Genomic DNA, 18,738 nt, shown 5'->3' with positions numbered 1-18,738 from the left:
CATTAGCCGCGCGCGGCAGCAATCTTGATCAGTTTGGCGTAATAGAAGCCATCGTGTCCGCCTTCCTGCGCGAGCAGTTGGCGGCCGTGGGGCTGCTTGATACCGGCCGCCGTGGCGAGGTCCAGCTCCCGTGCGCCACTGGTGCGGGCGAGGAAGGCTTGGATCACCTCGGTATTTTCTGTCGGCAGCGTGGAGCACGTGGCGTAGAGCAGGATGCCGCCGACTTCCAGCGTTGGCCACATTGCATCGAGCAGTTCGCCTTGCAGCACGGCCAGGGCGGCGATGTCGTCGGGTTGGCGGGTGAGCTTGATATCCGGGTGACGGCGGATCACGCCAGTGGCGGAACATGGCGCGTCGAGCAGGATGCGCTGGAACGGCTTGCCGTCCCACCACGTGGCGGTGTCGCGGCCGTCGGCGGCGATCAGCTCGGCGCTCAGGCCCAGGCGTGCAAGGTTTTCACGCACGCGCACAAGGCGCTTGGCTTCCAGGTCGACGGCGACTACACCGGCCAGGTCTTTTTCGACTTCCAGAATGTGACACGTCTTACCGCCCGGCGCGCAGCAGGCGTCCAGTACGCGTTGGCCTGGGGCCAGGTCGAGCAGGTCGGCGGCCAATTGTGCGGCTTCGTCCTGCACGCTGATCCAGCCTTCGGCAAAGCCCGGCAGGCTACGCACGTCGGCGGCCGCTTCCAGCACGATGCCGTCGACGCTGTACACGCACGGCGCGGCGTTGATGCCGGCACCGGTGAGCAATTGCAGGTAGGCGTCACGGCTGTGGTGGCGACGGTTGACCCGCAAAATCATCGGCGGGTGCGCATTGTTGGCGGCGCAAATGGCTTCCCATTGCTCGGGCCAGAAGGCTTTCAGGGATTTTTGCAGCCAGCGCGGGTGCGCTGTGCGCACCACCGGGTCATGTTCCAGTTCGGCCAGCAGCGCTTCGCTTTCACGCTGGGCGCGACGCAGTACGGCATTGAGCAAGGCCTTGGCCCACGGCTTCTTCAGCTTGTCGGCGCAGCCGACGGTTTCACCGATGGCGGCATGCGCGGGCACGCGGGTGTAGAGCAGTTGATAAAGGCCGACCAGCAGCAGCGCCTCTACATCGGCGTCGGCGGCCTTGAACGGTTTTTGCAGCAGCTTGGCCGCCAGGGCCGACAAGCGCGGCTGCCAGCGGGCGGTGCCAAAGGCCAGGTCCTGGGTGAACCCGCGATCACGGTCTTCAACCTTGTCCATTTGTGTAGGCAGCGAACTGTTCAGCGAAGCCTTGCCGTTGAGTACGGCAGCGAGCGCCTTGGCGGCAGCCAGACGCGGGTTCATTGAGCGACCGCCCCGAGAACCGTGCCCAAGGCAAATTTCTCACGACGGCTGTTGAACAAGTCGCTGAAATTAAGCGCCTTGCCGCCGGGCAATTGCAGGCGGGTCAGGCACAGCGCCTGTTCACCGCAGGCGACCAACAGGCCGTCCTTGCTGGCGCCGATGATTTCACCCGGAGCACCTTTGCCATCCACCAAGGTGGCGGCCAGCACTTTCAACGCTTCGCCATTGAGGGTGCTGTGGCAGATCGGCCACGGGTTGAAGGCACGCACCAGGCGTTCCAGCTCAACGGCCGGGAGGTTCCAGTCGATACGCGCTTCGTCTTTATTCAGTTTGTGTGCGTAGGTGGCGAGGCTGTCGTCCTGTACTTCGCCTTCCAGCGTGCCGGCCGCCAGGCCAGCGATGGCCTGGATCACGGCGGGCGGGCCAAGTTCGGCCAAGCGGTCGTGCAGGCTGCCGCCCGTGTCTTCAGCCGTGATTGGGGTGGCAACCTTGAGCAGCATCGGGCCGGTATCCAGACCCGCCTCCATGCGCATCACGGTCACACCGCTTTCAAGGTCACCGGCTTCGACGGCGCGCTGGATCGGCGCCGCACCGCGCCAACGCGGCAGCAACGAAGCGTGGCTGTTGAAGCAGCCCAGGCGCGGGATATCCAGCACGGCTTGGGGCAGGATCAAACCGTAAGCCACAACCACCAACAAGTCGGGCTTCAACGCCGCCAGTTCCGCCTGGGCATCGGCATTGCGCAGGGTTGGCGGTTGCAGCACAGGGATGTTGTGCTCAAGCGCCAACTGCTTGACCGGGCTTGGCATCAGTTTTTGCCCGCGACCGGCCGGGCGATCCGGCTGGGTGTACACCGCCACGATGTCATAAGGGCTGGCAAGCAGCGCCTTGAGGTGTTCGGCAGCGAATTCGGGAGTGCCGGCAAAAACAATGCGCAGTGGCTCGGTCATGGGAGTTCTCGGTTAAAAACAGTCACAAAAGAAAAAGGCTTGCCGCAGCAAGCCTTTGGAAGAAGGGCATCAAGCTTGCTGGCGATGCTTTTTTTCCAGCTTCTTCTTGATCCGGTCGCGTTTAAGCGTGGACAGGTAATCAACAAACAGCTTGCCGTTGAGGTGGTCGCATTCATGCTGAATGCACACTGCCAGCAAGCCTTCGGCGATCAGTTCGTAGGGCTTGCCGTCACGGTCCAGGGCCTTGATCTTCACGCGCAGCGGGCGTTCGACGTTCTCGTAGAACTCCGGCACTGACAGGCAGCCTTCCTGGTATTCGCCCATCTCTTCGGTCAGCGGTTCGAACTCGGGGTTGATAAACACCCGCGGCTCGCTGCGATCTTCCGACAGGTCCATGACCACGACGCGCTGATGCACGTTGACCTGGGTCGCGGCGAGGCCGATGCCCGGGGCTTCATACATTGTTTCAAACATGTCATCGACCAACTGACGAACCTTGTCGTCCACTACGGCCACCGGTTTGGCGATCGTGCGCAGGCGCGAGTCGGGAAATTCGAGGATGTTCAAAATAGCCATAAGCGTAATTGCTGCACATGTGAGGTAGAGGCAAATCGGCGTTGGGATGGACCCAGACCGCCGGTGTGAAAGGTTCGAAAGCCGCTAAGGCTCTGGCATTTCACGCGAACGCACATAATAAAGGAGATTGACCCCATGAGGAAATCGCTACTCGTCTTGCTGTTGTGGGCGCCGCTCGCCATGGCCCTGGTTTCCCAGCCCGGCCCGCGCCTGGAACAGGCGACGCAACAGGCCATCCGCCACTTCTTGCTGCACAACCGCATTTTCGATACACCCCAGGACCTGGACAACGCCCCTTACATTGTTGCCGCCGACGCGGGGCGAGTCCTGGGCGCCAACGGTGAGCGCGTGCATGCTCGCGGTGACCTGGACCCGGCCCAGCCGGACTATGGGATCTTTCGTCGCGGTAAAACCTACACCGACCCGCAAACCCAGGAGCTGCTGGGCATCAATGCCGACGACATCGGCAGCGCACGCTTTGTATTGGCGGGCGACCTCAGCACCCTGGCCGTGCAAAGGGTGACCCAGGAAGTGCGCCCAGGCGACCGCTTGCTGCGTGCCGAACCGCCCGTCGAATGGGCTAACCGGGAGCCTGCGCCTTTCATCGAAGGGCATATTATCGATATTCCCAAGGGTGTCACCCAGATCGGCGTAATGGATGCCGTGACCTTGAACAAGGGCCGCCGTGACGGTCTGGCCGAAGGCCACCTGCTCACGGTGATCAAGGCCGGCGTGAGCGTACGCGACAGCCTCTCTGGCGCCCCGGCCCAACTCCCCGATGAAGATGCTGGCACGCTGCTGGTGTTTCGCACCTACGAAAAACTCAGTTATGGCCTGGTGCTCAGAGCCTCGCGTTCACTCGCGGTCATGGATCGATTCGAGACTGCCCGACAAACGCAATAAATAGCCTGCTAAATAAGTTACCAACAGAGTTATCCACAGCTTGTTCAGATCAAGGACGATCAAATGTATCCGACAAACAGCCCTGAAATTTCCCCTGCAGAACTGGAAGCCCGACTACGCTTGCACAGGCTGCCGGAACTGGGCCCCAAGCGTTTTCGTGTATTGATTGACGCATTTGGTTCTGCCTCCAAGGCCATCAGCGCCCCGGCGAGTGCCTGGCGTTCTCTCGGGTTGCCACCCATTAGCGCCGATGCCAGGCGCAGCCCTGAAATTCGAGATGGCGCCAGTGATGCGCTCGCATGGTTGGAGCGCCCGGCCCAGCATTTACTGATGTGGGACCAGCCTGAGTACCCTGCGTTACTGGCGCAGATCGACGATGCACCGCCGTTATTATTCGTTGCCGGCGAGCCAAGCATTCTCGAAAAGCCGCAGTTGGCCATGGTCGGCAGTCGCCGTGCATCACGCCCTGGGATGGACACTGCCGCCGCCTTTTCGCGCAGCCTGGCAAGCGCCGGTTTTGTCATCACCAGTGGCTTGGCCTTGGGCATCGACGGTGCTGCGCACCAAGCGGCATTAGATGTCGGGGGGCAGACAATCGGCGTGCTCGGCACCGGCCTCGAAAATTTTTATCCACAACGCCACCGCCAGCTCGCCGCCGCGATGATTGCCCAGGGCAGCGCGGTGGTTTCCGAGTTTCCGCTGGACGCCGCGCCCCAGGCCGCCAACTTTCCACGGCGCAACCGGATCATCAGCGGCCTGTCGCTGGGGGTGCTGGTGGTGGAAGCCAGCATGGCCAGTGGTTCGCTGATCACCGCCAAGCTTGCCGCCGAGCAAGGGCGTGAGGTGTATGCGATTCCGGGCTCCATTCATCATCCGGGCGCCAAGGGCTGCCATCAGTTGATTCGCGACGGTGCGACGCTGGTGGAGTCCATCGAGCACATCCTGGACGGCTTGCGCGGTTGGCAGGCGTTGTCCCGCCCGGCGCCGATGCCGGTCACCCATCCGCTGGTGGCGCTGTTGCACGCGGCGCCCCTCACCAGCGAGGCCTTGGCGATTGCCAGCGGGCGGCCGTTGTCCCACACACTGGCGGCGCTTACCGAGCTTGAGCTTGAGGGCCAGGTGATCTGCGAAAGCGGGCGCTGGCTTGCGCGCGGCCCGCTTATGTAATTAGTTTTTGCAAAGAACATCGGTAAACTGCCCACAGCTTTAGTCCGGAGAGTGAGCAATGGTCAACAGGTGGCGTGTGCTGGAAGCCGCACGAGAAATTCGCGCAGGCGCGGTGATTGCCTATCCGACCGAAGCGGTCTGGGGCCTGGGCTGCGACCCGTGGAATGAAGACGCGGTGGACCGGCTGCTGGCGATCAAGAATCGCTCGGTCGACAAGGGGCTGATCCTGGTGGCGGACAATATCCGTCAGTTCGATTTTCTGTTTGAAGACTTCCCGGACACCTGGATCGACCGCATGGCCAGCACCTGGCCGGGGCCGAATACCTGGCTGGTGCCGCATCAGGGCATGTTGCCGGAATGGGTGACCGGTGTGCATGACACCGTGGCGCTGCGGGTCAGTGATCATCCGTTGGTTAGGGATTTATGCGCGCAGGTGGGGCCGTTGATCTCTACCTCAGCCAACCCGCAAGGCCGCCCGGCGGCGCGTACGCGGATTCGTGTGGAGCAGTATTTCCGTGGCCAAGTGGATTTGGTGCTGGGTGGTGCCCTGGGTGGGCGCAAGAACCCGAGCCTGATTCGTGATTTGGCGACGGGTGAGGTAGTGCGGCCGTCTTGAGACCGAGGCGCGGCCATCGCGGGCAAGCCCGGCTCCCACAGGGGAATGCATTCCAAATGAGGGAGCGGGCTTGCCCGCGATGGGGCCCTTACAAACGCGGAAGATCTTAGAGACTTATGGCAGCAAAATGGTCGACCCGGTCGTCCTGCGCCCCGACAACTCCGTCTGCGCCTTCGCCGCATCCGCCAGCGCAAACCGCTGGTTGATATCAATACGCACCTTGCCGCTCTTGATCATCGAGAACAGATCATCGGCCATCGCCTGCAAGTCTTTCGGGTTGCTGGCGTAAGTCGCCAGTGTCGGCCGAGTGACATACAACGAGCCCTTCGCCGCCAGAATCCCCAGGTTCACGCCATCCACCGCGCCCGACGCATTGCCGAAACTCACCACTAAACCCCGTGGCGCCACGCTGTCCAGCGAGGTCAGCCAGGTGTCCTTGCCAACGCCGTCGTACACCACCGGGACTTTTTTGCCGTCGGTCAATTCCAGCACGCGCTGTGCGACGTTTTCCTTGCTGTAGTCGATGGTTTCCCAGGCGCCGAGGGATTTGGCCAGTGCGGCTTTTTCCGGCGAACTCACGGTGCCGATCAGCTTCACGCCCAGCGCCTTGGCCCATTGGCAGGCCAGGGAGCCCACGCCACCGGCAGCGGCGTGGAACAGAATGGTTTCGCCACCCTTCAACTCGTAGGTCTGACGCAGCAGGTACTGCACGGTCAGGCCCTTGAGCATCGCGCCAGCCGCCTGTTCGAAGCTGATAGCGTCCGGCAAGTGCACCAGGTTGGCGGCAGGCAACACATGCAGTTGGCTGTACGCACCCAGTGGGCCACTGCCGTAGGCCACGCGGTCACCGACCTTGAACTGCGTGACCTCGCTGCCAACCGCATCCACCACGCCAGCACCTTCTGCGCCAAGGCCCGATGGCAAGGCTGGCGGCGCATACAGGCCACTGCGGAAATAGGTGTCGATGAAGTTCAGGCCGATGGCCTCGTTCCGCACACGAACCTGCTGTGGCCCAGGTTCTGCCGGGGTGTAGTCCACATACTCAAGCACTTCGGGGCCACCATGGGCGCTGAACTGGATACGTTTGGCCATCTGCACTTCTCCTGAGGTCGAATCGCGTAGCCCCCTATCCCACTCCTAAGCTTGATCTTCGTCAACTGCGGCGCGGTCGGGTGCAGTGGTATCCTGTGCGCCCATTTGCCGCCGACGCCCAATGGCCTCGCGTAGCTTTGCCCGATTCAAGGTGATGCCATGACTACCCGCACCGAGGCTGTAAAGGCCTACCTGCTTGACCTGCAAGACCGCATTTGCAGCGCCCTGGAAACCTTCGAGACGGACACTCGCTTTATCGAAGACGCCTGGACCCGGCCTGCCGGCGGCGGCGGTCGCACCCGTGTGATCGAAAACGGTTCGGTGATCGAAAAAGGCGGCGTCAACTTTTCCCACGTCTTCGGCAGCGGCCTGCCACCGTCCGCCAGCGCGCATCGCCCGGAACTGGCTGGGCGTGGCTTTGAAGCCCTCGGCGTGTCGCTGGTGATCCACCCGCACAACCCGCATGTGCCGACGTCCCACGCCAACGTGCGCTTTTTCATCGCCGAAAAAGACGGCGAAGAGCCGGTGTGGTGGTTCGGTGGCGGCTTCGACCTCACGCCCTACTACGGCAATGAAGAAGACTGCATCCACTGGCATCGCGTGGCCGAGCAGGCCTGTGCGCCGTTTGGCGCGGATGTGTATTCGCGCTACAAGGCCTGGTGCGACACCTACTTCCATATCAAGCACCGCAACGAACCGCGCGGCATCGGCGGCCTGTTCTTCGATGACTTGAACGAGTGGGGCTTTGACACCTGCTTCGCCTTCATCCGTGCCATCGGCGATGCCTACATCGACGCCTACCTGCCGATCGTGCAGCGTCGCAAGGCCATGGCTTACACCGAGCAGCAGCGCCAATTCCAGGAATTCCGTCGTGGCCGCTACGTCGAATTCAACCTGGTCTACGACCGGGGCACCCTGTTCGGCCTGCAATCGGGCGGGCGTACCGAGTCGATCCTGATGTCGCTGCCGCCGCAAGTACGCTGGAGCTACGACTGGAAAGCCGAAGCCGACAGCGAAGAAGCGCGCCTCACTGATTACTACCTGCAAGACCGCGACTGGTTGGGCCTTGCTGCGCCCAAGGCGGCTGTCTGATGGACCGTTATGTGGTGTTCGGCAACCCCATTGGCCACAGCAAGTCGCCGTTGATTCACCGCATGTTCGCCGAGCAGACCGGTGAGCAACTGGACTACAGCACCCTGCTCGCGCCGCTGGAGGATTTCACCGGCTGTGCCCGTGAGTTCTTTGCACAAGGCCGTGGCGCCAACGTCACCGTGCCGTTCAAGGAAGACGCCTACCGCCTGGCCAACAGCTTGACCGAACGCGCCCAGCGCGCAGGCGCTGTGAACACCCTGAGCAAGCTTGCCGACGGCACCTTGCTGGGCGACAACACCGACGGCGCCGGCCTGGTGCGCGACCTCACGGTGAACGCCGGGCTTAGCCTGCAAGGCAAACGCATCCTGCTGCTGGGCGCCGGTGGCGCCGTACGCGGGGCGTTGGAGCCATTACTGGCTGAGCAACCTGCGTCGCTGATCATCGCCAACCGCACCGTTGAAAAAGCCGAACTGCTTGCCGAGCTGTTCGACGATTTGGGGCCGGTGTCGGCCAGCGGTTTCGATTGGCTGCGTGAGCCGGTGGACGTGATCATCAATGCCACGTCTGCCAGCCTGTCAGGCGATGTACCGCCGATTGCCGGCAGCCTGATCGAACCGGGCAAGACCTTTTGCTACGACATGATGTACGCCAAGGAGCCAACAGCGTTCTGTCGCTGGGCTGCTGAGCAAGGCGCGGCGGTGGCGATGGATGGTTTGGGCATGTTGGTGGAGCAGGCCGCAGAAGCCTTCTTCCTGTGGCGCGGCGTGCGCCCGCAGTCGGCGCCGGTGTTGGCTGAGTTGCGACGGCAGTTGGCTGCGGCATAAATCTAAAAGTGAACACGGTCAAAATGTGGGAGCTGGCTTGCCTGCGATGGCGGTGTATCAGATACAGATGTGCTGGCTGATTCACCGCCATCGCAGGCAAGCCAGCTCCCACAGTTTTAACCGTGTTTATTCTTCAAAATGGATGGGGCATTTATCGGCCCCTTCCAGCTTTTTCAGTTCCTCGACGACTTGCGGCCGCGCCCGGCGCAACGTCAGGCTACGCCCCATACCCGCCAACCGCCGCGCCTCCTGGTGCAGCATCTCCACCCCGGAATAGTCGATAAAGTTAATTTGCTGCGCCTCGATCACCACCCGCTCGCCCTGCAGGCTTTGCAGCCGCACTTGCAGGTAATGGCTGGCGCCGAAGAAGATCGAACCGCCTACCCGCAACACATCCTCATCACCGTCGCGCCATTGCTGAACCCGCGGCTGTGAGGTGCGTTTGAGGTAGAAAAACAACGATGCCAGCACGCCCGCGTAAATCGCCGTTTGCAGCTCCAGCAGCAAGGTCGCGACGCCAGTCAGGCTCATCACCACAAACTCGGCGCGGCTGACGCGGAACAGCGCGCGAATGCCACGATGATCCACCAGGCCCCAGCAAATCAGCAGGATGCTTGCGGCCATGCTCGGGATCGGGATGTGCGCGATCAAGGCCGCGCCAAATAACGCAAACAATGCCACCCAGAGCGCGGAAAACACGCCCGCCAACGGCGAGCAGGCACCTGCTTCATAGCTGAGGCCGGAGCGGGTGAAGGAGCCGGCCGACAAGTACCCGGAGAAAAAGCCGCCGACGATATTGGATAAACCCTGCGCACGGACTTCCTGATTGGCGTCGAGCAATTGCTGTGAACGCGCCGACAACGAGCGCGCAATCGACAGGCTGGTGACCAGCCCAAGCATGCCCACCGCCACGGCGCTGGGCAGCAGGCGCAGAAGTATATCCAGGTCCATCGGCAGCGGGCTGAACGGTGGCAGTTTGCCGATAAACGAACTCACCCGCGCCACATGCCCGAACATCGCCGGCCACAGCCACGCCACCAGGCTGCCCAGTGTCAGGGCAATCAACAGTGTTGGCCAACGCGGGACCAGGTATTTGAGCAGCGCGCCCACCAGCAAGGTGCCCAGGCCCAGCGTCAGTGAGGCGTGGTCCCATTCACCGGCATGGTCCACCAGTGCCAGCAAGCTATTGATCGCCGTGGCCTGGCTGGGCAAATCCAGCCCCAGCAAGTTGGGCAATTGCCCCAAGGCAATCACCACGGCAGCGCCCAGAGTGAAACCCAGCACCACCGAATGCGAGACGAAATTCACCAGCGCGCCAAAGCGCAGCATGCCCAGCAGCCACTGGAACACACCGGCGAGGAATGTGAGCAACAGGATCAGCGTGATGTAGTCCTGCGAGCCAGGCACGGCCAGCGGACTGACGCTGGCGTACAGGACGATGGAAATCGCCGCCGTCGGGCCGCAGATCAGGTGCCAGGAGGAGCCCCACAGGCAGGCGATCAAGACGGGGATGATGGCGGCATACAGGCCGTATTCGGGTGGGAGCCCGGCGATCAGCGCGTAGGCAATGGACTGCGGCAAGGCGAGCACGGCGCCGCTGAGCCCGACAATCGCGTCCCGGCCGACGCTGGCGCGGGTTTGGCGCGGCAGCCAGCCAAGGAAGGGGAAGAGAGTGTGGCGGTTGGGCCGGGGCATCGCAGACTCGGTAGAAAGGTTTAGCTCAGAGTATCAGTACACCTAAGTCTCTGTGGGAGCTGGCTTGCCTGCGATAGCATCACCTCGGTCTGTCTGGCAGACCGAGTTGTCTGTATCGCAGGCAAGCCAGCTCCCACAGGGATGCGCGGCGGCCCTTAGAGTTTGGCTTTTACGGCAGACAGTGCGTCTTTACCGTCGAGGGTTTTTACGCCATCCAGCCATGTGTCCAGTACCGCCGGGTTGGCTTTGATCCACGCTTTTGCCGCGTCGGCATTGCTGACTTTATTGTTGGCCACCTCGGCCATGATGCTGTTCTCCATCTCCTGGGTAAAACTCAGGTTGGTCAGCAGTTTCCCAACATTCGGGCAGGCCTGGGCATAACCCTTGCGGGTCAAGGTATACACGCTGCCGGTGTCACCAAAATATTTCTCGCCGCCTTTGAGGTAATGCATTTTCAACTGCACGTTCATCGGGTGCGGCGTCCAGCCGAGGAAGGTCACGAACTTCTGCTTTTTCACCGCCCGCGACACTTCGGCCAGCATCGCCTGCTCGCTCGACTCGATCAGCTTCCACTGGCCCAGGTCGAAGTCGTTCTTCTTGATGATCTCCTGCAGCGAAATATTCGCAGGTGCGCCGGAGCCAATGCCGTAGATCTTCTTGTCGAACTTGTCGGCAAATTTGTTCAGGTCGGCAAAATCATGCACACCGGCGTCCCACACATAGTCCGGCACGGCGAGGGTGAACTCGGTGCCGTCGAGGTTTTTCGCCAGTTGCACCACATCGCCATTGGCCACGAACTTGTCGTAGAAACCCTGCTGCGCCGGCATCCAGTTGCCCAGGAACACATCCACCTGGCCATCCTTGAGCCCGCCAAACGTGATCGGCACCGCCAGGGTGTCGACCTTGGCCTTATAGCCCATGCCGTTCAACAGGAAACCGGTGATGGCATTGGTGGCGGCGATATCGCTCCAGCCTGGATCGGCCATTTTTACCGTTTCGCAGCTAGCGTCTGCGTACACATTGGCGCTGCCCAGCACCAACATACTCAGTACCACGGTCAACTTTTGCATGGCCTTCCCTCTGTCTATTTATTGGTTTTGGCAGGGTTGTGGATAACGTGCCTTGCGCTCCAGGTCGTCGAGGTCGATATGGTTGCGCATGTATTGCTGACTGGCGTCCACCAGTGGCTGGTGATCCCAGCTCTTCAGCTTGCCTTGGGTCAGTGCCTCGAACACCAGGCGGCGACGGCGTTGGCTGGCGAGCACCTGCTGGTGGATCGCCGGGATGTCCCATTTGGCCCGCGCCTCATTCAAAAACGCCTCGAACAGTGGCCGGTGTTCCGGTGACTGGCTGAGGTCTTTCCGTTCATGCGGGTCGTTGTGTACATCGAACAGTAGACAAGGGTCGTCTTCGCTGTAGATGAATTTGTAGGCGCCGCGCCGAATCATCATCAGTGGGCTGATGGTGCCTTCGGCCATGTATTCGCCAAACACTTCGTCGTGCCCGCCCTGCCCTTGCAGGTGCGGGACCAGCGAGCGGCCGTCCAGCGCCAGGCGCGGGTCCAACTCGCCGCCGGCCAGTTCCACCAGGGTGGGCAGCAGGTCGGCGGTGGATACGGCGTTGCTCACGCGGCCCGCCGCAAACTGGCCTGGCGCACTCACCAGCAGCGGTACGCGGGCGGCCATTTCAAACCAGTGCATTTTGTACCAGAGGCCACGCTCGCCAAGCATGTCGCCGTGGTCGCCGGAGAAGATGATGATCGTGTCGTCGGCCAGGCCGGTGTCTTCCAGGGTTTGCAGGAGTTTGCCGACGTTGCTGTCGATATAGCTGCACGCGCCGAAATACGCGCGGCGCGCATCGCGGATCTTGTCCACAGGCAGCGGCTTGTCCCACAGGTCGTAAACCTTGAGCAGGCGCTGGGAGTGCGGGTCGAGATCGCCTTGCGCGGGGGTTGCCGGCATTGGGATGTCGTTGTCGTCGTACAGGTCCCAGAACGGCTTGGGAATGGTGTACGGGTCGTGTGGGTGCGTCATCGACACGGTGAGGCAGAACGGCTGGTTGCCGTCTTCACGGATATGGTCAAACAGATACTGCTGGGCTTTGAACACCACCTCTTCGTCGAAATCCAGCTGATTGGTGCGCACGCACGGCCCGGCTTGCAGCACCGACGACATGTTGTGGTACCAGGTGGGACGCACGTCTGGTTCATCCCAGTTCACCGCCCAGCCATAGTCGGCTGGGTAGATGTCGCTGGTCAGGCGTTCTTCATAGCCGTGCAACTGATCTGGCCCGCAGAAATGCATCTTGCCCGACAGTGCCGTGCGGTAACCGAGGCGGCGCAGGTAGTGGGCATAAGTGGGTACATCGGCGGGGAAATCGGCGGCGTTGTCGTAGGCGCCAATCTTGCTCGGCAACTGGCCGCTGACCAGGGTGAAACGCGAAGGCGCGCACAGCGGGCTATTGCAGTAGGCGGCGTCAAACACCACGCCCTGTGCAGCCAGGCGGCTCAGGTTCGGCAACTTGATCGGGGAAGGTCCGTAGAACGGCAGCATCGGCGCGGCCATTTGATCGGCCATGATGAAAAGAATGTTCTTGCGCTTCATGATCTATCGGCATTCCATAGGCGGTGTTTATGCGAATGAGCATGCAGCCCATGGAAAATGGGGTAAAGCCCATGGAAAGCAATGTCTAGGATAAGCACAGCTTATGTATGAAGCCCTCGGTGATCTGTCCCTCGACCTGCTGCGTGCCTTTGAAGCCGCGGCGCGCCATCGCAGCTTTACCGCCGCCGCGATGGAGTTGGGCACTACGCAGCCGGCCATCAGCCAGCAGATCAAGCGCCTTGAAGAGCAACTGGCGATCCGCCTGTTCGATCGCATCTACCGAGGCATCGAACTGACGGATGCGGGCGCGCTGTTGTTTGAACAGGTGCAAGGCGGTTTGCAGGCCATCAACCAAGGCCTCAGCACGATCACCCAGCAGGGCCAGCACGAAGTGCTGCAAGTGGCCACCGACTTCGCTTTCGCCGCCTACTGGTTGATGCCGCGCCTGCATCGCTTTCACCAGGCCAACCCGCAGGTGGATGTGAGCCTGGTGACCAGCGAACGCAACCACGCGACTTTGCGCAGCGATATCGACGTGGCGGTGTTGTTTGGCGATGGGCGTTTCAAGCAGGGCGAGAGCTTGTGGCTGTTCAACGAGGAAGTGTTTCCGGTGTGCAGCCCGCAGTGGCTCAAGGCTCAATCCACGCCACTGACGGTGCAAAATCTGCACGATTACCCGCTGCTGCACCTGCGCCAGGAAAACAACAGCCAGTGGTTCGACTGGAGCGGCGTGTTTCGTGAGTTGGGCATCACCACGGCGCCCACGCCTGGGCAATTGCGCTTCGACAATTACACCCTGCTGATCCAGGCTGCGATTGCCGGCCAGGGCGTGGCCATCGGTTGGCGGCACTTGGTGGATAACCTGCTGGAACAGAACTGGCTGTGCCGGCCGATCAATGACACGGTGATCTCGCGCTTCGGTTATTACGTGGTGCAGCCCCAGCGCAAACGCCGGGGGCAACTGGTCGAGCGCTTTGTCGACTGGCTGGTGGCCGAGCAAGCCAGCAGCGCGCAGTCGTTGACCGGGCTGGCCCTGCCGTCGATTGCGGTCTAGGATCGGCGCATATTGGATCCGGATTTCGTCATGCAACGTATCAAGGGCTACCACGCCCATATCTACTTCGACGCCAGCACCATCGACCAGGCGCGCAAGCTCTGCGAGGACGCAGCCACGCTGTTCCCGCTGAGCATGGGCCGTGTACACGAAAAGCCGGTCGGCCCGCACCCGGACTGGAGCTGCCAGCTGGCGTTCGAGCCGGAATACATCGGCGTGGTGTTGCCCTGGCTGGCGCTGCATCGCGATGGGTTGGTGGTGTTCCTGCACCCGGATACCGGTGATGACCTGAAAGATCACACCGATTACGCGATCTGGATGGGCGCGATGCGTGAGCTGAACCTGTCTATTTTTTAACCACTGCTGCACCTGATCCCATCACCCTGAGCAAAGGCGATGGGATTTTTTATTATATTCTCCCAATATATGGGACTGTTATTTATATATTGAGATATTGCCAGCCGTAGGTTTATATTCGCCCATCAGCTTTTTCAGCACCCACTCATTTCAGGTGAAGCGATGCAGGCGCAATTGATCGCGCTCGACTGGGGGACCAGCTCCCTTCGTGCTTACAAACTCGGCCCGGCTGGCTGTGTGCTCGAACAGCGCGCGTTGGCGTTCGGCATCATGCACCTGCCCAGTGAACCCCGGGTCATTGCTGGCGTGCTGTGCAGTGACGGCTTTGAGTTGGCGTTCGATGCGGCCTGCGGCGACTGGCTCGACGCGCAGCCCGACCTGCCGGTGATTGCCTGCGGCATGGTCGGCAGCGCCCAAGGCTGGAGCGAAGCGGCCTATCGGCAAACGCCCGTCGACGTCGCCAGCCTCGGCCAGGCCTTGCACCCTGTGCGCAGCCTGCGCGGGGTGCAGGTGCATATTGTGCCGGGTGTGATCGAGCGGGTCGGCTTGCCCAATGTGATGCGTGGCGAAGAAACTCAAGTGCTGGGTGTGCTGCAAGGCCTGGGCGCCGACGTGTTGATCGGCCTGCCGGGCAGCCATTCCAAATGGGTCGAGGTGGTTGAAGGCTGCATCACCCACTTCGACACGTTCATGACCGGCGAGCTGTTTGCGGTACTCAGTAAGCACAGCATTCTCGGGCGTACCCAGCAACAGTCCGAAAAATTCCAGGTCGCGGCGTTTGATCGTGGCGTCCACGTGGCGCTGTCAAACGACGGCCAGCGCGGCGTGCTGTCGACCTTGTTCAGCGCTCGTACCCTGGGGTTGACCGGCGAACTGGCGCCAGACGAGCAGCCCGATTATCTGTCCGGCCTGCTGATTGGCCACGAACTCGCCGGCTTGCCGCAGCGGGCCAAACACAAGCCTATCGTCCTGGTCGGCGCTGCCGACCTCTGCGCCCGCTACCAACGCGCCCTTGCCCTCTGCGGCTTCGCCCACGTCAGCCTCGCGCAGGAAGCCACCGCGCGCGGCCTGTGGCAGTTGGCCGTCGCTGCTGGGCTCACTCAACCTGTACAGGAGGCCTGACATGCTCAAGCAAGCACTCGCACACAACGGTTTGATCGCAATCTTGCGCGGCGTGCGCCCGGATGAAGCGCAGGCGGTCGGCCAGGTGCTCTATGAGGCCGGTTTTCGCGTGATCGAAGTGCCACTGAATTCGCCGGACCCTTACACCAGCATCCGCACTCTGCGCGACACCTTGCCCGCCGATTGCCTGATCGGCGCGGGCACCGTGTTGACCCCGGAACAGGTCGAGCAGGTCAAAGCCGCCGGCGGCCAAGTCATCGTCATGCCCCACAGCGATGCCACGGTATTGCGTGCCGCCAAAGCGGCGGGGCTGTTCCTGTCGCCGGGTGTGGCGACGCCGACCGAGGCCTTCGCCGCGCTGGCCGAAGGCGCGGATGTTTTGAAGCTGTTCCCGGCCGAGCAAATGGGCCCGGCGGTGATCAAGGCGTGGCTGGCGGTATTGCCGACCGGCACCTTACTGCTGCCGGTGGGCGGCGTGACCCCAGGCAACATGCAGGTGTACTTCGACGCTGGCGCCAAGGGCTTTGGCCTGGGTTCCGGGTTGTTCAAACCGGGCATGTCGGTGGACCAAGTGGCGAGCAATGCCCAGGCCTATGTCGCGGCCTGGAACGCGCTTAACTGAACTCAAGGTTTGCGCCCCTGGCGCTGCATCGATAAGAGAGATAAGAAGATGAAAATCACCAAACTGACCACCTTTATCGTCCCGCCGCGCTGGTGCTTCCTCAAGGTCGAGACCGACCAGGGCGTGACCGGTTGGGGTGAGCCTGTGGTGGAGGGCCGCGCCCACACCGTGGCCGCCGCCGTTGAAGAACTTTCCGACTATTTGATCGGCAAAGACCCACGCAATATCGAAGATATCTGGACCGTGCTCTATCGCGGCGGCTTTTACCGTGGCGGCGCGGTGCACATGAGTGCCCTCGCCGGTATCGACCAGGCGCTGTGGGACATCAAGGGCAAGGCGCTCGGCGTGTCGGTCAGCGACCTGTTGGGTGGCCAGGTGCGTGACAAAATCCGCGTGTATTCCTGGATCGGCGGCGACCGCCCCGCCGACACCGCCCGTGCCGCCAAAGAGGCCGTGGCCCGTGGCTTCACCGCCGTGAAAATGAATGGCACCGAAGAATTGCAGTTCGTCGACAGCTTCGAGAAAGTCGACCTGGCATTGTCCAACGTTGCCGCCGTGCGCGATGCGGTCGGGCCTAATGTCGGCATCGGCGTCGACTTCCATGGCCGCGTGCACAAGCCCATGGCCAAGGTGCTGATGAAAGAGCTGGACCCGTACAAGCTGATGTTTATCGAAGAGCCGGTGCTCAGCGAAAACTACGAAGCGCTCAAGGAACTGGCGCCGTTGACCAGTACGCCGATTGCCCTGGGCGAGCGGCTGTTTTCCCGTTGGGACTTCAAGCGTGTGCTCAGCGAAGGTTATGTCGACATCATTCAACCGGACGCGTCCCACGCGGGCGGCATCACCGAAACCCGCAAGATCGCCAACATGGCCGAAGCCTACGACGTGGCCCTGGCCCTGCACTGCCCGCTGGGCCCGATTGCCCTGGCGGCGTGCCTGCAATTGGACGCGGTTTGCTACAACGCGTTTATTCAGGAGCAAAGCCTGGGTATTCACTACAACGAGAGCAATGACCTGCTCGATTACGTGCGCGATCCAGGCGTGTTCGACTATGACAAAGGCTTCGTGAAGATCCCCAACGGGCCGGGCCTGGGCATTGAGATCAACGAGGAATACGTGATCGAACGCGCCGCCATCGGCCACCGCTGGCGCAACCCGATCTGGCGGCATGCCGACGGCAGCTTTGCCGAGTGGTGATTGCTCACTGAAGGAACCGGATCAACTGTGGGAGCTGGCTTGCCTGCGATAGCGGTCCGCCTGTGCCAGATCAGTTAGCTGATGCACCGCCATCGCAGGCAAGCCAGCTCCCACAATGACCGCGCCCCGTCCTCAATAAACATAAGAAGAGGCAACCCCATGCACCCTGAATCCTTCACCGGGCAGGCTTCTCTCGTCACGCCTAGCAGAAAGCGTTTCTTCATCATGGTGCTGCTGTTTATCACCGTGGTGATCAACTACCTCGACCGCAGCAACCTGTCGATTGCCGCCCCGGCACTCACCAGCGAACTGGGGATCGACCCGGTGCATGTCGGGCTGATCTTTTCGGCGTTCGGCTGGACCTACGCCGCCATGCAGATTCCCGGCGGCTGGCTGGTGGACCGCGTGCCGCCGCGCATTCTCTACACGGCTGCCCTGCTGTTGTGGTCTATCGCCACGGTAATGCTGGGGTTTGCGGCCAGCTTTATCGCGCTGTTCGTGCTGCGCATGGCCGTCGGCGCCCTGGAAGCACCGGCCTATCCGATTAACAGCCGCGTGGTCACCACTTGGTTCCCCGAGCGTGAGCGTGCCACCGCGATTGGCGTTTACACCTCCGGGCAGTTTGTCGGGCTGGCGTTCCTGACGCCGGTACTGGCCTGGCTGCAACACGCGTTTGGCTGGCACATGGTGTTTGTCGCCACCGGTGGCGTCGGCATCCTGTGGGCGTTGATCTGGTACGCGGTGTACCGCGAGCCGAAAGATTTCAAAGGCGCCAACGCGGCAGAAATCGAGCTGATCCGCGAGGGCGGCGGCCTGGTGGATATGCAGGCGAAAGCGGTCAAGGCGCCGTTCAGTTGGGTCGACCTCGGGACAGTGCTGAGCAAGCGCAAGCTGTGGGGCATCTACCTGGGTCAGTTCTGCCTGAACTCGACGCTGTGGTTTTTTCTGACGTGGTTCCCGACCTACCTGGTGAAATATCGCGGCATGGACTTCATCAAGTCCGGCCTGCTGGCCTCGCTGCCATTCCTCGCTGCGTTTATCGGCGTGCTGTGTTCTGGGGTTTTTTCTGATTGGCTGATTCGCCGGGGTACGTCGGTAGGGTTTGCGCGCAAGCTGCCGATCATTGGTGGGTTGCTGATTTCCACGGCGATCATCGGCGCCAACTATGTGGACTCGACGGCCTGGGTGATTGCGTTTCTGGCGCTGGCGTTCTTTGGCAATGGCCTGGCATCGATCACCTGGTCATTGGTGTCGACCCTGGCGCCGGCGCGGTTGTTGGGGCTGACGGGTGGGGTGTTTAACTTCATCGGTAACTTGTCGGCGATTACCACGCCGATAGTGATTGGCTTTCTGGCCAGTGGGGATTCGTTTGCGCCAGCGATCACCTATATCGCGGTGCTGGCGTTGCTGGGGGCGCTTTCCTATGTGTTGCTGGTGGGCAAGGTCGAGCGCATCGAGCTGTAAATCCATTGTTTGAGTGGACCGAAACCCTGTGGCGAGCGGGCTTGTTGTGGCGAGCGGGCTTGCCCCGCGTTGGGCTGCGCAGCAGCCCCAA

Annotated in this window: 18 protein-coding genes; 11 read left to right on the top strand and 7 right to left on the bottom strand. The window is 61.8% G+C overall.

Features of this window, described 5'->3' with window-relative positions; translation table 11 throughout:
• Positions 1-2: 2 nt before the first annotated feature.
• From rsmB to def, 3 genes are all read right to left on the bottom strand, one after another.
• Positions 3-1,313 carry a 16S rRNA (cytosine(967)-C(5))-methyltransferase RsmB gene (rsmB, locus tag AB4P96_RS01735; protein WP_395600454.1) on the bottom strand — a complete coding sequence of 437 codons (1,311 nt, stop codon included), beginning with the start codon at positions 1,311-1,313 and terminating at the stop codon, positions 3-5.
• A complete protein-coding gene (gene fmt / locus AB4P96_RS01730; protein ID WP_395600453.1) occupies positions 1,310-2,263 on the bottom strand; it encodes a methionyl-tRNA formyltransferase in 954 nt (317 codons plus the stop codon). The genes rsmB and fmt overlap by 4 nt, the downstream gene beginning before the upstream one ends.
• 69 nt (positions 2,264-2,332) lie before the next feature.
• The gene (gene def, locus AB4P96_RS01725) at positions 2,333-2,839 is read right to left on the bottom strand and encodes a peptide deformylase (protein ID WP_017135146.1); all 507 of its coding nucleotides are present in this window, start codon (positions 2,837-2,839) and stop codon (positions 2,333-2,335) included.
• Between the two features lie 135 nt (positions 2,840-2,974).
• Here def and AB4P96_RS01720 point away from each other — a divergent pair, with 135 nt between their 5' ends.
• The 3 genes from AB4P96_RS01720 to AB4P96_RS01710 all read left to right on the top strand — a co-directional run bounded on the left by AB4P96_RS01720 (position 2,975) and on the right by AB4P96_RS01710 (position 5,525).
• Entirely contained in the window at positions 2,975-3,742 is a 768-nt protein-coding gene (locus AB4P96_RS01720) for a peptidoglycan-binding protein (protein ID WP_138448948.1), read from the top strand.
• Between the two features lie 63 nt (positions 3,743-3,805).
• Positions 3,806-4,909, top strand: coding sequence for a DNA-processing protein DprA (gene dprA, locus AB4P96_RS01715; protein WP_017135148.1), 1,104 nt, complete (start codon positions 3,806-3,808; stop codon positions 4,907-4,909).
• A gap of 58 nt (positions 4,910-4,967) precedes the next feature.
• Positions 4,968-5,525 carry an L-threonylcarbamoyladenylate synthase gene (locus AB4P96_RS01710; RefSeq protein WP_017135149.1) on the top strand — a complete coding sequence of 186 codons (558 nt, stop codon included), beginning with the start codon at positions 4,968-4,970 and terminating at the stop codon, positions 5,523-5,525.
• A gap of 114 nt (positions 5,526-5,639) precedes the next feature.
• On the opposite strand, the gene AB4P96_RS01705 is transcribed toward AB4P96_RS01710, so the two are convergent.
• The gene (locus AB4P96_RS01705) at positions 5,640-6,617 is read right to left on the bottom strand and encodes an NADPH:quinone reductase (RefSeq protein WP_017135150.1); all 978 of its coding nucleotides are present in this window, start codon (positions 6,615-6,617) and stop codon (positions 5,640-5,642) included.
• Between the two features lie 159 nt (positions 6,618-6,776).
• On the opposite strand from AB4P96_RS01705, the gene hemF reads away from it, so the two are divergent.
• Both hemF and aroE read left to right on the top strand, forming a co-directional pair.
• Positions 6,777-7,709 carry an oxygen-dependent coproporphyrinogen oxidase gene (gene hemF / locus AB4P96_RS01700; RefSeq protein WP_017135151.1) on the top strand — a complete coding sequence of 311 codons (933 nt, stop codon included), beginning with the start codon at positions 6,777-6,779 and terminating at the stop codon, positions 7,707-7,709.
• On the top strand, positions 7,709-8,533 hold the full coding sequence (aroE, locus tag AB4P96_RS01695; RefSeq protein ID WP_236445639.1) for a shikimate dehydrogenase: 825 nt from the start codon (positions 7,709-7,711) through the stop codon (positions 8,531-8,533). Before hemF ends, aroE begins: the two co-directional genes overlap by 1 nt.
• Before the next feature lie 126 nt (positions 8,534-8,659).
• On the opposite strand, the gene AB4P96_RS01690 is transcribed toward aroE, so the two are convergent.
• The 3 genes from AB4P96_RS01690 to betC form a co-directional block, all read right to left on the bottom strand.
• Positions 8,660-10,228, bottom strand: coding sequence for a SulP family inorganic anion transporter (locus AB4P96_RS01690; RefSeq protein ID WP_395600452.1), 1,569 nt, complete (start codon positions 10,226-10,228; stop codon positions 8,660-8,662).
• 155 nt (positions 10,229-10,383) lie between these two features.
• On the bottom strand, positions 10,384-11,298 hold the full coding sequence (choX, locus tag AB4P96_RS01685) for a choline ABC transporter substrate-binding protein (RefSeq protein WP_017137933.1): 915 nt from the start codon (positions 11,296-11,298) through the stop codon (positions 10,384-10,386).
• An 18-nt stretch (positions 11,299-11,316) separates the two neighbouring features.
• Positions 11,317-12,831: a choline-sulfatase gene (gene betC / locus AB4P96_RS01680; protein ID WP_099550185.1), complete on the bottom strand. Its 1,515-nt coding sequence runs from the start codon at positions 12,829-12,831 to the stop codon at positions 11,317-11,319.
• 103 nt (positions 12,832-12,934) lie between these two features.
• On the opposite strand from betC, the gene AB4P96_RS01675 reads away from it, so the two are divergent.
• From AB4P96_RS01675 to AB4P96_RS01650, 6 genes are all read left to right on the top strand, one after another.
• Positions 12,935-13,885, top strand: coding sequence for a choline sulfate utilization transcriptional regulator (locus tag AB4P96_RS01675; RefSeq protein WP_395600451.1), 951 nt, complete (start codon positions 12,935-12,937; stop codon positions 13,883-13,885).
• A gap of 30 nt (positions 13,886-13,915) precedes the next feature.
• A complete protein-coding gene (locus AB4P96_RS01670) occupies positions 13,916-14,242 on the top strand; it encodes a DOPA 4,5-dioxygenase family protein (RefSeq protein WP_099550184.1) in 327 nt (108 codons plus the stop codon).
• A 162-nt stretch (positions 14,243-14,404) separates the two neighbouring features.
• On the top strand, positions 14,405-15,364 hold the full coding sequence (locus tag AB4P96_RS01665) for a 2-dehydro-3-deoxygalactonokinase (protein ID WP_395600450.1): 960 nt from the start codon (positions 14,405-14,407) through the stop codon (positions 15,362-15,364).
• A gap of 1 nt (position 15,365) precedes the next feature.
• The gene (locus AB4P96_RS01660; RefSeq protein ID WP_099550182.1) at positions 15,366-15,986 is read left to right on the top strand and encodes a 2-dehydro-3-deoxy-6-phosphogalactonate aldolase; all 621 of its coding nucleotides are present in this window, start codon (positions 15,366-15,368) and stop codon (positions 15,984-15,986) included.
• A gap of 48 nt (positions 15,987-16,034) precedes the next feature.
• On the top strand, positions 16,035-17,183 hold the full coding sequence (dgoD, locus tag AB4P96_RS01655; protein ID WP_395600449.1) for a galactonate dehydratase: 1,149 nt from the start codon (positions 16,035-16,037) through the stop codon (positions 17,181-17,183).
• Positions 17,184-17,342: 159 nt separating this feature from the next.
• Entirely contained in the window at positions 17,343-18,647 is a 1,305-nt protein-coding gene (locus AB4P96_RS01650) for an MFS transporter (RefSeq protein ID WP_170040612.1), read from the top strand.
• Positions 18,648-18,738 lie beyond the last annotated feature (91 nt).

It is taken from the genome of Pseudomonas sp. B19125 (genome assembly GCF_044218855.1).
GTDB lineage: Bacteria > Pseudomonadota > Gammaproteobacteria > Pseudomonadales > Pseudomonadaceae > Aquipseudomonas > Aquipseudomonas edaphica.
This window is presented reverse-complemented; position numbering and strand designations above follow the sequence as displayed.

Excerpts from the sequence above, each read along its gene's own strand:
- hemF (WP_017135151.1), top strand. The coding sequence starts at position 6,777 with ATGACTACCCGCACCGAGGCTGTAAAGGCCTACCTGCTTGACCTGCAA.
- fmt (WP_395600453.1), bottom strand. The coding sequence starts at position 2,263 with ATGACCGAGCCACTGCGCATTGTTTTTGCCGGCACTCCCGAATTCGCT.
- AB4P96_RS01705 (WP_017135150.1), bottom strand. The coding sequence starts at position 6,617 with ATGGCCAAACGTATCCAGTTCAGCGCCCATGGTGGCCCCGAAGTGCTT.
- AB4P96_RS01650 (WP_170040612.1), top strand. The coding sequence starts at position 17,343 with ATGCACCCTGAATCCTTCACCGGGCAGGCTTCTCTCGTCACGCCTAGC.
- AB4P96_RS01720 (WP_138448948.1), top strand. The coding sequence starts at position 2,975 with ATGAGGAAATCGCTACTCGTCTTGCTGTTGTGGGCGCCGCTCGCCATG.
- betC (WP_099550185.1), bottom strand. The coding sequence starts at position 12,831 with ATGAAGCGCAAGAACATTCTTTTCATCATGGCCGATCAAATGGCCGCG.
- rsmB (WP_395600454.1), bottom strand. The coding sequence starts at position 1,313 with ATGAACCCGCGTCTGGCTGCCGCCAAGGCGCTCGCTGCCGTACTCAAC.
- AB4P96_RS01665 (WP_395600450.1), top strand. The coding sequence starts at position 14,405 with ATGCAGGCGCAATTGATCGCGCTCGACTGGGGGACCAGCTCCCTTCGT.
- aroE (WP_236445639.1), top strand. The coding sequence starts at position 7,709 with ATGGACCGTTATGTGGTGTTCGGCAACCCCATTGGCCACAGCAAGTCG.
- dgoD (WP_395600449.1), top strand. The coding sequence starts at position 16,035 with ATGAAAATCACCAAACTGACCACCTTTATCGTCCCGCCGCGCTGGTGC.
- AB4P96_RS01675 (WP_395600451.1), top strand. The coding sequence starts at position 12,935 with ATGTATGAAGCCCTCGGTGATCTGTCCCTCGACCTGCTGCGTGCCTTT.
- dprA (WP_017135148.1), top strand. The coding sequence starts at position 3,806 with ATGTATCCGACAAACAGCCCTGAAATTTCCCCTGCAGAACTGGAAGCC.
- choX (WP_017137933.1), bottom strand. The coding sequence starts at position 11,298 with ATGCAAAAGTTGACCGTGGTACTGAGTATGTTGGTGCTGGGCAGCGCC.
- def (WP_017135146.1), bottom strand. The coding sequence starts at position 2,839 with ATGGCTATTTTGAACATCCTCGAATTTCCCGACTCGCGCCTGCGCACG.
- AB4P96_RS01670 (WP_099550184.1), top strand. The coding sequence starts at position 13,916 with ATGCAACGTATCAAGGGCTACCACGCCCATATCTACTTCGACGCCAGC.
- AB4P96_RS01710 (WP_017135149.1), top strand. The coding sequence starts at position 4,968 with ATGGTCAACAGGTGGCGTGTGCTGGAAGCCGCACGAGAAATTCGCGCA.
- AB4P96_RS01660 (WP_099550182.1), top strand. The coding sequence starts at position 15,366 with ATGCTCAAGCAAGCACTCGCACACAACGGTTTGATCGCAATCTTGCGC.
- AB4P96_RS01690 (WP_395600452.1), bottom strand. The coding sequence starts at position 10,228 with ATGCCCCGGCCCAACCGCCACACTCTCTTCCCCTTCCTTGGCTGGCTG.